The sequence below is a fragment of the Variovorax guangxiensis genome, assembly GCF_003952165.1.
GTDB classification, from domain to species: Bacteria; Pseudomonadota; Gammaproteobacteria; order Burkholderiales; family Burkholderiaceae_C; genus Variovorax; species Variovorax guangxiensis.
In genome coordinates this window covers 364,240-379,413 of sequence record NZ_RXFT01000001.1, presented here as the reverse complement: position 1 = coordinate 379,413, position 15,174 = coordinate 364,240, and the positions used below count along the sequence as shown (strand labels likewise).

Annotated in this window: 11 protein-coding genes; 3 read left to right on the top strand and 8 right to left on the bottom strand. The window is 66.5% G+C overall.

Annotated features, from left to right (window positions below):
- Window positions 1-21: 21 nt before the first annotated feature.
- From EJP67_RS01790 to EJP67_RS01775, 4 genes are all read right to left on the bottom strand, one after another.
- Window positions 22-2,898, bottom strand: a complete 2,877-nt coding sequence (locus EJP67_RS01790; RefSeq protein ID WP_126018796.1) for a 2-oxoglutarate dehydrogenase E1 component — start codon at window positions 2,896-2,898, stop codon at window positions 22-24.
- A gap of 196 nt (window positions 2,899-3,094) precedes the next feature.
- A complete protein-coding gene (locus tag EJP67_RS01785; RefSeq protein ID WP_126018793.1) occupies window positions 3,095-5,002 on the bottom strand; it encodes a propionate--CoA ligase in 1,908 nt (635 codons plus the stop codon).
- 166 nt (window positions 5,003-5,168) lie between these two features.
- The gene (locus EJP67_RS01780) at window positions 5,169-5,771 is read right to left on the bottom strand and encodes an isochorismatase family protein (protein WP_126018790.1); all 603 of its coding nucleotides are present in this window, start codon (window positions 5,769-5,771) and stop codon (window positions 5,169-5,171) included.
- A gap of 18 nt (window positions 5,772-5,789) precedes the next feature.
- Window positions 5,790-6,461, bottom strand: coding sequence for a TetR/AcrR family transcriptional regulator (locus EJP67_RS01775; RefSeq protein ID WP_126018787.1), 672 nt, complete (start codon window positions 6,459-6,461; stop codon window positions 5,790-5,792).
- Window positions 6,462-6,573: 112 nt separating this feature from the next.
- Here EJP67_RS01775 and EJP67_RS01770 point away from each other — a divergent pair, with 112 nt between their 5' ends.
- Entirely contained in the window at window positions 6,574-8,196 is a 1,623-nt protein-coding gene (locus EJP67_RS01770) for a 4-hydroxyphenylacetate 3-hydroxylase family protein (RefSeq protein ID WP_126018785.1), read from the top strand.
- A gap of 10 nt (window positions 8,197-8,206) precedes the next feature.
- Window positions 8,207-9,007, top strand: a complete 801-nt coding sequence (locus EJP67_RS01765; RefSeq protein WP_126018783.1) for an alpha/beta fold hydrolase — start codon at window positions 8,207-8,209, stop codon at window positions 9,005-9,007.
- 1 nt (window position 9,008) lies between these two features.
- Here the strand turns inward: EJP67_RS01765 and EJP67_RS01760 are convergent, their stop codons facing one another.
- The gene (locus EJP67_RS01760) at window positions 9,009-10,139 is read right to left on the bottom strand and encodes a PQQ-dependent sugar dehydrogenase (protein WP_126018781.1); all 1,131 of its coding nucleotides are present in this window, start codon (window positions 10,137-10,139) and stop codon (window positions 9,009-9,011) included.
- 241 nt (window positions 10,140-10,380) lie between these two features.
- On the opposite strand from EJP67_RS01760, the gene EJP67_RS01755 reads away from it, so the two are divergent.
- Window positions 10,381-10,956: a C40 family peptidase gene (locus EJP67_RS01755; protein WP_126018778.1), complete on the top strand. Its 576-nt coding sequence runs from the start codon at window positions 10,381-10,383 to the stop codon at window positions 10,954-10,956.
- Window positions 10,957-11,043: 87 nt separating this feature from the next.
- Here EJP67_RS01755 and lpdA read toward each other — a convergent pair whose 3' ends face one another.
- Genes lpdA through aceF form a run of 3 tightly spaced genes read right to left on the bottom strand, consistent with a single transcriptional unit; the run spans window position 11,044 to window position 15,121 of the window.
- A complete protein-coding gene (lpdA, locus tag EJP67_RS01750; protein WP_126018775.1) occupies window positions 11,044-12,870 on the bottom strand; it encodes a dihydrolipoyl dehydrogenase in 1,827 nt (608 codons plus the stop codon).
- Window positions 12,867-13,460 (bottom strand): Ntn hydrolase family protein, encoded by a 594-nt coding sequence (locus EJP67_RS01745; RefSeq protein ID WP_126018773.1) that lies wholly within the window; start codon window positions 13,458-13,460, stop codon window positions 12,867-12,869. The genes lpdA and EJP67_RS01745 overlap by 4 nt, the downstream gene beginning before the upstream one ends.
- Window positions 13,457-15,121, bottom strand: a complete 1,665-nt coding sequence (gene aceF, locus EJP67_RS01740; RefSeq protein WP_126018771.1) for a dihydrolipoyllysine-residue acetyltransferase — start codon at window positions 15,119-15,121, stop codon at window positions 13,457-13,459. The genes EJP67_RS01745 and aceF overlap by 4 nt, the downstream gene beginning before the upstream one ends.
- Window positions 15,122-15,174: the final 53 nt, after the last annotated feature.

The window sequence follows — 15,174 nt, the reverse complement described above, 5'->3', positions numbered from 1 at the left end:
TTCGTGTGAAAGAGGACAGGTTTACTTGGTCAGCACGAAGCCCTTGAGCTTGGCGAACGCGCCGTCGACCAGCGCCTTCTGCTGTTCCTGGTGCAGGTGCGAGTAGCCCACCGCCGGCGATGCCGATGCGGCACGGCCGGAGTAGCCGAGCTTCTGGCCTTCCTGCATGTTTTCATGGATGTAGTGCTGCACGAAGAACCAGGCGCCCTGGTTCTGCGGCTCGTCCTGGCACCACACCACGTCGACGAGATTCGGGTACTTCTTGATCTCGGCCGCGAATGCCTTGTGCGGGAACGGATAGAGCTGCTCGACGCGGATGATCGCCACGTCGTCGGCTTCCTTCTCCTCGCGCTTCTTGGCCAGGTCGTAGTAGACCTTGCCCGAGCAGGCGATCAGGCGCTTGACCTTCTCGGCCTTCAGGTCGCGGCTGTCGGGGATCACGGTCTGGAAGCCGCCCTTGACGAACTCGGACAGCGGCGAGGTCGCGTCCTTGTTACGCAGCAGCGACTTCGGCGTCATGATGATCAGCGGCTTGCGCAGGCTGCGCACCATCTGGCGGCGCAGAACGTGGAAGATCTGGCTGGCCGTGGTGGGCTGCACGATCTGCATGTTGGCGTCGGCGGCCAGCTGCATGAAGCGCTCCAGGCGGGCCGAGCTGTGCTCGGGGCCCTGGCCTTCGTAGCCGTGCGGCAGCATCATGGTGATGCCGTTGACGCGGCCCCACTTCACTTCGCCCGAGGCGATGAACTGGTCGATCACCACTTGCGCGCCGTTGACGAAATCGCCGAACTGCGCCTCCCAGATCACCAGGGTGTTGGGGTCGTTCGAGGCGTAGCCGTATTCGAAGGCCAGCACCGCTTCTTCCGAGAGGATGGAGTCGATGACGACGAACGGAGCCTGGTTGTCGGCCACGTTCTGCAGCGGCACGTAGGTGCCTTCGTCGAACTTCTCGCGGTTCTGGTCGTGCAGCACCGCGTGACGGTGCGTGAAGGTGCCGCGGCCGGAGTCTTCACCCGACAGGCGCACCGGGTAGCCGCTGGCCACCAGCGAGGCGAAGGCCATGTGCTCGCCCATGCCCCAGTCGACGTTCACGTCGCCGCGGCCCATGGCAGCGCGGTCGTCCAGCACCTTCTTCACCAGCGGGTGCACGGTGAAGCCTTGCGGCACGGTGGTGATCTTCTCGGCCAGCCGCTTCCACTCGGTGGTGGGGATGGCGGTGTCGCCGGCGTCGGTCCACTTCTTGTTGAGGAAGGGGCTCCAGTCGACCGCGTACTTGCTCTTGAAGTTGGTCAGCACCGGGTCGATGGTGTGCTTGCCGGCATCCATGGCGGCGCGGTAGGCCTTGACCATGTCGTCGCCGAGCGTCTCGCCCAGGCCTTGCGCGGCCAGCTTGTCGGCGTACAGGCGGCGGGTGCCGGGGTGCTGGGCGATCTTCTTGTACATCAGCGGCTGGGTGAGCGAGGGGGTGTCCTGCTCGTTGTGGCCCAGCTTGCGATAGCAGACGATGTCGACCACCACGTCCTTGTTGAATTCCTGGCGGAACTCCAGCGCGAGCTGCGTGCACAGCACCACGGCTTCGGGATCGTCGCCGTTCACGTGCAGCACGGGCGCCTCGATCATCTTCACGATGTCCGAGCAGTACAGCGTCGAGCGGCTGTCGCGCGGGTCGCTGGTGGTGAAGCCGATCTGGTTGTTGATGACGATGTGGACCGTGCCGCCGGTGTAGTAGCCGCGGGTTTCGGCCAGCGCCAGCGTTTCCATGACCACGCCCTGGCCGGCGAAGGCGGCGTCGCCGTGCACGAGCACCGGCAGCACCGAGTCGCCTTCCTTGTCGCCGCGGCGGTCCATGCGGGCGCGCACCGAGCCTTCGACGACCGGGTTGACGATCTCGAGGTGGGAGGGGTTGAAGGCCAGCGACAGGTGCACCGGGCCGCCAGGGGTGCTGACGTCGGAGCTGAAGCCCTGGTGGTACTTCACGTCGCCGCTGGGCAGCTCTTCGGGAGCGGTGTGGTCGAACTCGGCGAACAGGTCGGCAGGCATCTTGCCCAGCGAGTTCACCAGCACGTTCAGGCGGCCGCGGTGGGCCATGCCGATCACGATTTCCTGCACGCCCTTCTCGCCGGCGCGGTTGATGAGTTCGTCCATCGCGACGATGAAGCTCTCGCCGCCTTCGAGCGAGAAGCGCTTCTGGCCGACGTACTTGGTGTGGAGGAAGCGCTCCAGCCCTTCGGCCGCGGTCAGGCGGTCGAGAACGCGCTTCTTCTGGTCGGCGTTCAGCTTGGGATTGGTGCGGGCGCTCTCGAGCTTCTGCTGCCACCAGCGCTTGTGGTTCTGGTCGGTGGTGTACATGTACTCGGCGCCGATGGTGCCGCAGTACGTTTCGCGCAGTGCGTTGAGCAGTTCGCGCAAGGACATGGTGTCCTTGCCGAAGAAAGTGTTGCTGGTGTTGAACACCGTCTCGAGGTCGGCGTCGGCGAAGCCGTAGAACGAGGGCTCGAGTTCAGGAATGGAGGGACGCTCGGCGCGCTTGAGCGGATCGAGATCGGCCCAGCGGGCACCGACGTTGCGGTAGGCGGCGATCAGTTGCTGGACCGCGGTGCGCTTGCGGCCGAGTTCGGAGTCGGCGCCGCTGGCCTGCACGACCTTGGTCGTGCCCTGCTTCGCGAGTTCGGCGAAGGCGTTGATGACCGGCTGGTGGGGGACGTCGCGGGTGTTCGTGCCGTCGGCGGCCGGAACGTTCTGCAGCGCGTCGAAGTACGAACGCCAGTTGTCGGGAACGCTGCCTGGGTTGGCGAGGTAGTTTTCGTACATTTCCTCGACGTACGGCGCATTGCCGCCGAAGAGGTACGTGTTGCCTTGATAGGCGGTGTACGCCGTGGGCGTAGAAGAATCGCTCATGATCCGCTGACCTTCGCTTCCCTGAGGGAAGCACTAGCTGGTTTAAGAAACCTTCCGCGACACGGCTGAACCGATTGGCGGATGCGACTGTGGCTGGGGAAGGGCCTGAGTACCTTGGCATTGTGCCACGTCAACCATATGACGGTCCAACCCGGCTTCGCAACCCCCGCCGTTGCTCATTCCCCGCTCATTCGGCTCAAGAAAGTAACTGTTTGATCTGCTGCAGCGTGGCGGGGTCGTCGATGGTGGTCAGGTCGCCGGGGTCGCGCTGCTCGCAGACGGCCTGGATGGCCCGGCGCAGCAGCTTGCCACTGCGCGTCTTCGGCAGGCCGGAGACGAAGCGCACCCGGGCCGGCCGGGCCAGGGCACCGAGCTGGTCGGCCACCAGCTTCATGATCTCGCCTTCGAGCTTCAGCGCCACGTCGGCATCGGTCACGGCCTTGCCGTCCCTGGGCACGACGAAGGCCATTGCGACCTGTCCCTTCAGCGCATCGGCCACGCCGACCACCGCCACTTCGGCGACGTTGGAATGGCCCGAGATGCTTTCCTCGATCTCGCGCGTGCCCAGCCGGTGGCCCGCCACGTTGATCACGTCGTCGGTGCGCCCGAGGATGTAGAAATAGCCGTCCTCGTCGCGGATGCCCCAGTCGAAGGTCGAATAGACCATCTTGCCGGGCACGCTCTTCCAGTAGGTGTTGACGAAGCGCGCGTCGTCCTTCCACACGGTCTGCATGAAGCCCGGCGGGGTCGGCCCCTCGACCACGACCACGCCCTTCTCGTTCGCGCCGGTCAACTCCTCGCCGGTGGACTCGTGCACGATCCTGATGCGGTAGCCGTACATCGGCACCCCGGGGCTGCCGAACTTGCTGGGCTTGGGCTCGACGCCGTTGGCGATGGTGATCATCGGCCAGCCCGATTCGGTCTGCCAGTAGTTGTCGATGATCGGCACGCCCAGGCCCTCGCTGATCCATCGGGCGGTGGGCTCGTCCAGCGGCTCGCCGGCCAGGAACAGCGCGCGCAGGGCCGAGAGGTCGTATTTCTTCAGCAGCGCCGGGTCCTGCTTCTTGAGCACGCGCACCGCCGTGGGCGCGCTGAACATCACCGTGACCTTGTACTTTTCGACGAGGCGCCACCAGATGCCGCCGTCGGGCTGCCGGTCGATGCCCTGCGTGGGCAGGCCCTCGTACATGATCGTCGCCATGCCGGCGATCAGCGGGCCGTAGACGATGTAGCTGTGCCCCACCACCCAGCCGATGTCGCTGGTCGAGAAGTAGGTTTCGCCGGGCCGGCCGTCGAAGATGTGCTTCATGCTCGCAGCCAGCGCGACCGCGTACCCGCCCACGTCGCGCTGCACGCCCTTGGGCTTGCCGGTGGTGCCGCTCGTGTAGATGGTGTAGCTGATGTCGGTAGAGGCCAGCCAGGTGCAGGGCACCTTGGCGTCGAGGTGCTTGCGGCGCAACTCGGCGGCCAGGTGGTCGCGCCCCGCCGTCAGGTCCATCGGCGCCAGCCCCCGGTCGGTGAGCAGCACGGCCGATGGCTTGTGCTTCGACAGCCGGATCGCCTCGTCGAGCAGCGGCTTGTACGCGATGACCTTGTTGCCGCGCGATCCCGCGTCGGCGCTCACGATCACCTTGGGCTCGGCGTCCTCGATGCGCGTGGCGAGCGACCCGCTGGCGAAGCCGCCGAACACCACGCAATGGATGGCGCCGATGCGCGCGCAGGCCAGCATCGCAAAGGCGGCCTCCGGGATCATCGGCATGTAGATGAGCACGCGATCGCCCTTGCCCACCCCCAGCTCAAGGAGGCTGGCGGCGGTGCGCTGCACCTCGGCATGCAGCTCGGAGAAGCTGTAGCTCTTCTCAACGCCGGTCTCGGTGGACACGAAGATCAGCGCCGGCTGGTCGCCCCGCGCCGCCAGGTGCCGGTCGACGGCGTTGTGGCAGAGGTTGGTGGTGCCGCCGACGAACCAGCGCGCGAAAGGCGGCTGGCTGGCGTCGAGGATCTTTTGCGCGGGCGTCTGCCAGTCGATCAGCTTCGCCTGCTCGGCCCAGAAGGCCTCGGGCGCGTCGACGGATTGGCGATAGAACTCTTCGTAGCGGCTCATCTCGGTTGTCTCCTGTTATTCGTCCAGTCCTGGCAGGCGCCAAAACTGAATTCATAATTATGGAGACCGATCTTGCAGCAAGCTGACAGCCGCGGCAAGCCAACGGCCCGGCCGCGCCGCCGCCAGCCGCTTTTCCATCTATCTATCTATCCAACTAGCTATCCAACTAGCGGATGAGCGAGAGCACCTCGGGGAACGCAGGATGCTCCGCCGTACGCAGCCACTCGAAGCCGACCATCTCGGTCGTCACCAGCTCGGCGCCGGCACCGGCCAGCCGGTCGAAGGCGGCATCGCGGTTGCGCTCGGTGCGCGAGCTGCAGGCGTCGGTGACGACCCAGACCTCGAACTCGTCTTCCAGCAGGTCGAGCGCCGTCTGCAGCAGGCAGACATGGGCTTCGCAGCCAGCGATCACGATGCTGTTGCGCTCCTCGGCGGGCGCCGCGGGCTTCTGCAGGTGCTTGGGCAGGCTGCGCGCATTGCCCTGCGGTGCCTTGGCCGGCACGCGCAGCCACTCGCCCAGGCCCTCTTCCACGCCACTGAAATGCATCTTCGACATGGTGCGCTGGCACTGCGCGCGGATGTCGGGCAGGTTCTGGCCCAGCTTGGAGGGGTTGTGCTCGGTGCCGAACACCGGCACCTGGAACAGCTTGGCCATCCTGCCGAGCCGCACAGCGTTCTGCGCGACCGCTTCCCCCTCGAAGATCGCCGGCATCAGGCGCGCCTGGTAATCGACCAGGACGAGTTGGGATTGCGAGGCGTCGAGCAGCATGAACGAGTTCTTTCTTTTTCAGGAATCGGTTGAATCGGGCTGAACCGTACCACCGAAAAGACCCGGTTGGCGCGCGCCGCCGGCAACGCGCTCCACGAGCTGCGCCACGTAGGCCTTGAACAGCGCGTCGGCCGACTGCCTGAACATGCGGATGCGCCCCGTGTGCTGCATCAGCAGCAGGCCGACGCCGTGCGCGAAGAGCGCGGTGTTCTCGCGCAGGGCTGCGTCGGCGTCGAGCCCCATGTCCTGCAGCGCCTCTTCGCAGGGCCGCAGGGCCCGGTAGAGATGGTCGTTCAACTCGTGGTCGAGCTCGCTGGTCAGCCCGCGCGGGCGCATGCCCTGCACCAGGTAGAAGCCCAGGTCGAGCTCGCGTGGGTTCGCGGCATAGAAGTCGAACCAGGCCTGGGCCCTCGCGGCGAGCGCCTGGCCGGGGCCGTCCTGCTGCGCGGAGGCCTCGGCCACCGCGGCCTGCAGCCGCTGGATGGACTCGTTCAGCAGGGCCGCGTAGATCGCCTCCTTGCTCTCGAAGTACGAGTAAATGGCGCCCGGCGTATAGCCGGCCTTCCTGGCGATCTCGCGCACGCTCGCGCCTTCGATGCCGGCTTCCAGAAAGACCGCGCGGGCAGCATCGAGCACGAGGGTGCGGCGGGCGTCGCTGAGCGCCTGGCGGCGCTGGGTCTTGGCTTCCATGGACGGGACTATATCCCTCGATTGATCGCACGCCCAATTTTTTGATCGTTGATTGAAAAATTGAACAGTGTTTAAATCTCGATAAAACCCACCCGATCAGGAGACAGACACGATGAACGCCCCGCTCCCCGGCACCTCCCTCATGTCCGGCGCCGACTACCGCGAATCGCTGCGCCGCTACAAGCCCACCGTGTTCGTCGACGGCCGCCGCGTCGACAGCGTCGCCGACGAAGCCGCCTTCCAGCCCGGCATCAATGCCATCGCCCTCACCTACGACTACGCCCTCAGGAGCGAGCACGAGCCGCTGATGACCGCCGTGCAGCACACCAGCGGCAAGCGGGTCAACCGGCTGTCCCACATCAACACGAGCGCGGGCGACCTGCTCAACAAGCTCGAAGCCGTGCGGCTGGTCTGCCAGGAAACAGGCTGCGCCCAGCGCTACCTGACGCACGACGCGCTCAACGCCATCGCCCAGGTATCGGCCCGCATCGACGACGCGCGTGGCAGTACCGAGCACGCCGCGCGCTTCCACGAGTACCTCCACCGCGTGCAGGACCAGGACCTGACCCTGGGCGTGGCCATGACCGATGCCAAGGGCGACCGCAGCCGCCGGCCGCACGAGCAGGCGAACGTCGACAGCTACCTGCACGTGGTGGAACGCAACGCGCGCGGCATCGTCATCTCGGGCACCAAGGCCATCGTGACCGGCGCGCCCTACGTGCACGAGTTGCTGGTCATGCCCTGCCGCAACATGGGCAAGGAAGACGCCGACTTCGCCGTCTGCTGCGCCGTGCCGCTGGATGCGCCCGGCCTCACCATCGTCGCGCGACCGGCGGGCCGGCCCGGCGAGAAACTGGAGCACGGCGACGCCCTCTTCAGCCGCAAGTACGGCCAGAGCACCGGCGTGTGCATGTTCGACCGCGTCTTCGTGCCCTGGGAGCGCGTGTTCTACGCGGGCGAGTGGGAGCATTCCGGCCACCTGACCTACAGCTATGCCACGCACCACCGCCACAGCTGCATCGGCGCGCGCGCCGGCTTCGGCGACCTGCTGATCGGCGCGGGGGCGCTGATGTGCGAGGCCAACGGCTTCGACCCGGGCAAGGAAAGCCACCTGCGTGAGCAGATGGTGGAGCTCATCACCATCACCGAGAGCTTCTTCGCCTGCGGCGTGGCGGCCAGCGTCTATGGCAAGGCCGATGAGCACTGCGAAGTGTTCATGCCCGACCCGGTGTTCAGCAACATCGGCAAGCTGCTGCTGGCCACGAAGATCTACGACATGCACCGCATCGCGCACTACGTGAGCGGCGGCCTGATCGTCACCCTGCCCGGCCCCGACGAAGACCACAACCCCGAGACCGCGGCCCGCCTGTCCGACGTGCTGCGGGCCAACCCGGCCATTCCCTACGAGCAGCGCATCGAGACGGCCCGATTCATCGAGGACCTGACGGCCGGCTACCAGGGCGGCTGGTACAGCGTGATCAGCCTGCACGGCGGCGGCTCGCCCGCTGCGATGAAGCAGGAGATCTGGCGCAACTACCCGGTCGGCTCCAAGGTCGAGCTGGTCGAACGCATCCTGGAGCGCGGCATCGCGGCCGACGGCTCGCCCGCCGCCGCGCCGCACGACCCGGCCCGCGCCATCACCCGCAACCGCCAGCCCGGCAAGTGCTGCGACACCGGCTGCACCACGCCCGGCCAGGCCGTGATGGTCGAGCTGCCCGTCTCGCGGCGCGCCTAGACTCCGGCGGATGAAGAAGCTCTTCTCGAAACGGTTCTGCCTCGCCGCGCTGGGAATCGGCGCCGCCCTCCTCGTCACGGCCTGCGGTGCGGTGCGCAAGACCACGGTGCCGATGGCGACCTCGCTCGAAAAGAGCAGTTGCGCGCGCGGGAAGGTCGACACGCTGCTGGTCATGCTGCCGGGCGCCTATTCGACGCCAGACGAGTTCGAGCGCGAGGGCTTCGTCCGCGCGGTCGCCGAAAACCGCATCGCGGCGGACGTGATGCTGGTCGACGCCCATCTCGGCTACTTCAACGACAAGACCATCCTCGACCGCCTGGACGCCGACGTGGTGGCGCCCGCGCGCAGCCAGGGCTACCGCCACATCTGGTTCGTCGGCATTTCCCTCGGCGGCTTCGGCGGCATGCTCTATGCGCAGACGCACCCCGGCGACCTCGTAGGGCTGGTGACGCTGGCCCCCTACCTCGGCGAGCGCGCGCTCGGCACGGACATCGCCAACGCCGGCGGGCTCGCCAAATGGAAGGGGCCGCTGACCGACCCGGCCGCCGAGCCTCCCCGGACACCCAACGAAACGCAGCTCTGGCAATGGCTGCGCGGCTATGCGGGCTTCACGGACACGGCGGGCGCACGGCCGCCGCTGTATCTGGGCTATGGCGTGGACGACCGTTTTGCCTTCAGCAACCGGCTGCTGGCGGGCGTACTGCCGCCCGAACGCGTCTTCACGACCGAAGGCGGCCACGACTGGCCCGAATGGAACCGGCTCTGGCGCCGGATGCTGCCGACATTGCCGCTGCCAGGCTGCCCCGGCTGAATCAGTTCGGCCACAGGCGCAGCAGCTTGCCGTCGGCCTCGTCGGTGAGCACGTAGAGCAACCCGTCCGGCCCCTGCTTCACGTCGCGGATGCGGGCCCGGCCCTCGGCCAGCAGCTTGTGCTCGGCCGCCACCTTGCCGCCCTTGAGTTCGATGCGATCCAGGTAGCCGAACTTCAGCGAACCTACGAACAGGTTGCCCTTCCAGGCCGCGCCGTAGCGATCGCTGGTCAGGAAGGCCATGCCCGATGGCGCAATCGACGGCACCCAGTAGTGCAGCGGCTGCTCCATGCCCTCCTTGGCCGTGATGCCGTCGCCGATCTTTCCGCCGCCGTAGTTCTCGCCGTAGGTGATCACGGGCCAGCCGTAGTTGCGGCCGGCCTGCGGAATATTGATTTCGTCGCCGCCTTGCGGGCCGTGCTCCGTCATCCAGAGGCGGCCGTCGGGCGCGAGCGTGGCGCCCTGCCCGTTGCGGTGGCCGTAGCTCCAGATCTCGGGCAGCGCGCCCGGCTTGCCGACGAAGGGGTTGTCCTTGGGCACCGAGCCATCCTTGCCGATGCGCACGATCTTGCCGAGGTGGTTGTCGAGCTTCTGCGCGTCTTCCTTGCGGCTGAAGCGGTCGCCGAGCGTGAGAAAGAGCGTTCCGTCGCGCGCCTCGACGATGCGGCAGCCGAAGTGGGCGCGGCTCGCCACCTTGGGCTGCTGGCTGAAGATGATCTTCAGCTCCTCCAGCCTCGTACCGTCGGCCGACAGGTTGGCGCGCGCCAGCGCGGTGCTGTTGGCAGAGCCGCCCGCATCGGGTTCGGAGAAGCAGAAATACAGCGTGCGGTTCCTTTCGAAGCCGGAGTCGGCCAGCACGTCGAGCAGGCCGCCCTGCCCACCCGCCGCGATGGGCGGCAGGCCTGCGATGGGTGCACCGATCTTGCCGTCGGCACCGACCAGCCGCATGCGGCCCGGCCGCTCGGTCACCACGAAACGGCCGCCCGAAAGGAAGGTGACGCCCCATGGGTTTTCGAGCCCTGTCGCCACGGTTTCGGGTCGCGGCTGCGCGGCGGCGAGTCCGCAGAAGCCGATTACTGTGACAAATGCCCAACGACAAAGGGATGAGGGAAGAGGCAAGCGCGGCAAGTTCATGGCTTTTCCGTGAAGTTGAGGCGATCTTGACGAGAAATAGCGACCGAATCCAGCGTGAGCACCGATCCACCCGAGGTTCGAAGGCCTTTCGGCCGTCAACCGTTTATGGACCATAAACGTTCGCCGTTACATTTTTTCTTTGACCGGATCGGAATTTTCTATGTAAATCAATGACTTACAGAGGGATCCGCTAATTCTGTTTAAATTGACATAACCGCGCGTCATCAATATCCTACGCGCCATGCGTTTTTTCGTCCTACCCGCATCCCTCCTCTTTGCCGTTGCAGTCCATGCAGCCCCCCAACAGGAAAAAACCGATGACGAGCTGGCACGAATGCTTGCCGACAAAGGCCTGATCGGACAACTCAAGCAGGTTCGCCAAACCGTCACCGAACGCACCTCCGATCTGGTCGTCACCGCCATCGGATTTCTCGGCGTCCCCTACCGCCGTGGCGGCAACACCGCCGAATCGGGTTTCGACTGCAGCGGCTTCGTCCGCGCCATGTACAACGAGACGGTCGGCCACATGCTCCCCCGCCGCGCCGAAGAGCAAGCTGCAGCCACCGAGAAGATCGACCGCAGCCAGCTCAAGCCCGGCGACCTCGTGTTCTTCAACACCATGCGCCGCGCCTTCAGCCATGTCGGCATCTACGTCGGTGAAGGCAAGTTCATCCATTCCCCCCGCTCGGGCGCCCAGGTTCGTGTCGAAGACATGAACGGCAGCTACTGGCAGCGCCGCTTCGACGGCGCGCGCCGCGTGATGGGCGGATCGGCGGACGAAGTGAAGGCTGCGGCCGTCGCGAACACCGGCAACTGAGCCTCGCTTCCTGATCAAGGACGAAAAAATCCCGCCCAGGCGGGATTTTTTATGGGCGCCCGATCGACGGGCGCTTTTTTCGGTTTCTCAGCCCTTCTTCTGCGGCGGCAGGTCCGTGCAGGTGCCGTGCGCCACTTCCGCCGCCATGCCGATGCTCTCGCCCAGCGTCGGGTGCGGGTGGATGGTCTTGCCGATGTCGATTTCGTCCGCACCCATCTCGATGGCCAGCGCAATCTCGCCCAGCATGTCGCCCGCATGCGTGCCGACGATGCCGCCACCCAGGATGCGGTGTGTCTCGGCGTCGAACAGCAGCTTGGTGAAGCCTTCGTCGCGGCCGTTGGCGATGGCGCGGCCCGAAGCCGTCCACGGGAAATGGCCCTTCTTGACCTTGATGCCTTCGGCCTTCGCCTGGTCTTCGGTCAGGCCGACCCACGCCACTTCGGGGTCGGTGTAGGCCACGCTCGGGATCACGCGGGCGTTGAAGGCCGCGCTCGAAAGCTCCTTGTCGCCCTTGAGTTCGCCGGCAATGACTTCGGCCGCCACGTGGGCCTCGTGCACCGCCTTGTGCGCCAGCATGGGCTGGCCCACGATGTCGCCGATGGCGAAGATGTGCGGCACGTTGGTGCGCATCTGGATGTCGACCGGGATGAAGCCGCGGTCGCTCACCGTCACGCCGGCCTTCTCGGCGCTGATCTTCTTGCCGTTGGGGCTGCGGCCCACGGCCTGCAGCACCAGGTCGTACACCTGCGGTTCCTTCGGCGCGTTCTCGCCCTCGAAAGTGACCTTGATGCCTTCCTTCGTGGCCTCGGCGCCGACCGTCTTGGTCTTGAGCATGATGTTGTCGAAGCGCGGCGCGTTCATCTTCTGCCAGACCTTCACCAGGTCGCGATCCGCGCCCTGCATCAGGCCGTCGAGCATTTCGACCACGTCCAGGCGGGCGCCCAGCGTGGAATACACCGTGCCCATTTCGAGGCCGATAATGCCGCCGCCCAGGATCAGCATGCGCTTGGGGTCGGTGCCCATTTCCAGCGCGCCGGTCGAGTCGACCACGCGCGGGTCCTTCGGCATGAAGGGCAGGCTCACGGCCTGCGAGCCGGCCGCGATGATCGCGCTGCGGAACTTGACGGTCTGCTTGCTGCCCGTGGTGTCCCAGCTGGTGCCCGACGTTTCTTCGACCTCGATGTGGTGCGGGTCGATGAAGTTGCCGACGCCGCGCAGCACCGTCACCTTGCGCATCTTGGCCATGGCCGTGAGGCCGCCGGTGAGCTTGCCCACCACCTTGTTCTTGTGGCCGAGCAGCTTGGCGCGGTCGACCGTGGGCGCGCCGAAGCTCACGCCGAGGTCGGCGAAGTGCTTGACCTCGTCCATGACCGAAGCCACGTGCAGCAGCGCCTTCGACGGGATGCAGCCGACGTTCAGGCACACGCCGCCGAGGGTGGCGTAGCGTTCGATCAGCACGACCTTCAGGCCGAGGTCGGCGGCACGGAAGGCGGCCGAGTAGCCGCCGGGGCCGGCGCCGAGCACGATCACGTCGCACTCGACGTCGACCTTGCCGCCGTAGCTGGACACGGCCACGGCCGGCGCGGCAGGGGCCGGTGCGGGTGCTGCAGCCTTAGCCGCGGGAGCGGCAGCCGCCGGGGCAGGCGCAGCCGCGGCGGGCGCGGGTGCCGCGGCACCGTCGACTTCCAGCGTCAGCACCACCGAACCTTCGCTGACCTTGTCGCCCACCTTCACCGCGAGCGACTTCACCACGCCGGCGGCGGACGACGGAATCTCCATCGAGGCCTTGTCCGATTCGACCGTGATCAGCGACTGCTCGGCCTTGACCGTGTCTCCGACGTTGACCAGCACCTCGATGACCGCGACTTCGTCGAAGTCGCCGATGTCGGGCACCTTGATTTGTTGTTCGCTCATTTGGACACTTTCAGTTTGAGTGTGAGAACGTCGACCGGTGGGGCCGAATTGCGATCGAATTCGCAGGCGGCGGCGATCCCCGCCTCCGCCACTTCGCGCGAAGTGCGCGACTTGATGTCATAGGCCGCGTGCATGGCGCCGAGCGCAAAGCTGCGTCCCGAGCCGATGGCCCAGAACTCCTTGAACTCGAACACCTCGCGGTAGCTGTAGATGCCGTAGATGCCGCTCTGGTTGGCCATCAGCATCGTGAACTGGCTCGACTCGTAGGGCTCGTGGTCGTCTTCCTTGGTCTGCATGAAGAACGAGTCCTTGAGCACCGGATGCAGCATCGTGAAGGTGCGGAAGATCTCGTGCTTGCTGCCGAACAGCAACTGCTCGCGCGGCTGCGCGGCCAGCGCGTGCTGCAGCACCAGGAAGTGCGCGGCGGCGCCGGCCAGCGCGAACAGGCTGGTGCCCGCCGCGTCCTCGACGGTGAAGATCTTCTGGTTCGTCTCGGCGCGGTGCGAGAGCCGCGTGTCGCCGAAGGTCACCAGAGAATCCGCTGCCATCGTGACCTGGCCGCCCTTGCGGACGGCCACTACCGTGGTCATAGGAGGATTCGACGGTAGTCCGCGAGCACCTGGCCCAGGTAGGCGTTGAAACGCGCAGCCAGGGCGCCGTCGATCACGCGGTGGTCGTACGACAGCGACAGCGGCAGCGTCAGGCGCGGCACGAACTGCTTGCCGTCCCACACCGGCTTCATCGCGCTCTTCGACAGGCCGAGGATGGCCACCTCGGGCGCGTTGATGATCGGCGTGAAGTGCGTGCCGCCGATGCCGCCGAGCGAGCTGATCGAGAAGCAGCCGCCCTGCATGTCGGCCGAGCCGAGCTTGCCGTCGCGCGCCTTCTTGGCGAGCTCGCCCATCTCGGCGCTGATCTGCAGGATGCCCTTCTTGTCGGCGTCCTTCAGCACGGGCACCACCAGGCCGTTGGGCGTGTCGGCCGCGAAGCCGATGTGGTAGTACTGCTTGTAGACGAGCTGGTCGCCGTCCAGGCTGGTGTTGAACTCGGGGAATTTCTTCAGGGCCGCGACCACCGCCTTGATGACGAAGGCCAGCATCGTCACCTTCACGCCCGACTTCTCGTTCTCCTTGTTGGTGGAGACGCGGAAGGCTTCGAGCTCGGTGATGTCGGCCTCGTCATTGTTGGTGACGTGCGGGATCATCACCCAGTTGCGGTGCAGGTTCGCGCCGCTGAGCTTCTTGATGCGCGACAGCTCCTTGCGCTCGACCGTGCCGAACTTGGTGAAGTCGACCTTGGGCCACGGGATGAGGCCCAGCGCCGCGCCGTCGCCACCGCCGCCACCGGCCGGCGCCTTGGCCGCCGAGGCCTTGGTGCTGGCCTGGCCGCTCATCACGGCCTTGGTGAAGTTCTGGATGTCTTCCTGCGTGATGCGGCCCTTGGGACCGGAGCCCTTGACCTCCTCGAGCGGCACGCCAAGCTCGCGGGCGAACTTGCGCACCGAGGGAGAGGCATGCGGCAGGTTGCCGCTGGGAGCGGCCGTCGGGTTGTGGGCCGGGGCTGCTGCTGCGGGCGCCGGTGACGGGGCTGCCGGGGCAGGAGCGCTCGCCGTGGCGGCTGCAGGAGCTGCGGCTGCCGCTGCCTGCGCAGGCGCCGGTGCGGCCGCACCGGCTGCGCCTTCCAGCACGGCGATCAGGTCGCCGATGTTGACCGTGTCGCCGACCTTGACCTTGAGTTCCTTGAGCACGCCGGCGGCCGACGATGGGATCTCCATCGAGGCCTTGTCCGACTCGACCGTGATCAGCGACTGCTCGGCCTTGATCGTGTCGCCCGGCTTCACCAGCACTTCGATGACGGCGACGTCCTTGAAGTCGCCGATGTCGGGCACCTTGACCTCGACCGGGCTCGAAGCCGCCGGAGCTGCCGGCGCAGGGGCCGCAGCAGCGGGTGCAGGAGCCGGTGCCGCTGCTGCCGGTGCCGCGGCGGGCGCCGGTGCCGCCGTGGCATCCGCTCCCTCGGCTTCGAGCACGAGCACCACCGAGCCTTCCTTGACCTTGCTGCCGACTTCGACCTTCAGTTCCTTGACCACACCGGCGGCCGACGACGGGATCTCCATCGACGCCTTGTCCGATTCGACCGTGATGAGCGACTGCTCGGCCTTCACCGTGTCGCCCACCTTCACGAGCACCTCGATCACCGCGACTTCATCGAAATCGCCGATGTCCGGCACCTTCACTTCCACTGCTGCCATATCGTTGTCTCCCGCCGTCAGGCGCCGTTCGTTCGTTGATTGGTTGTTGATTG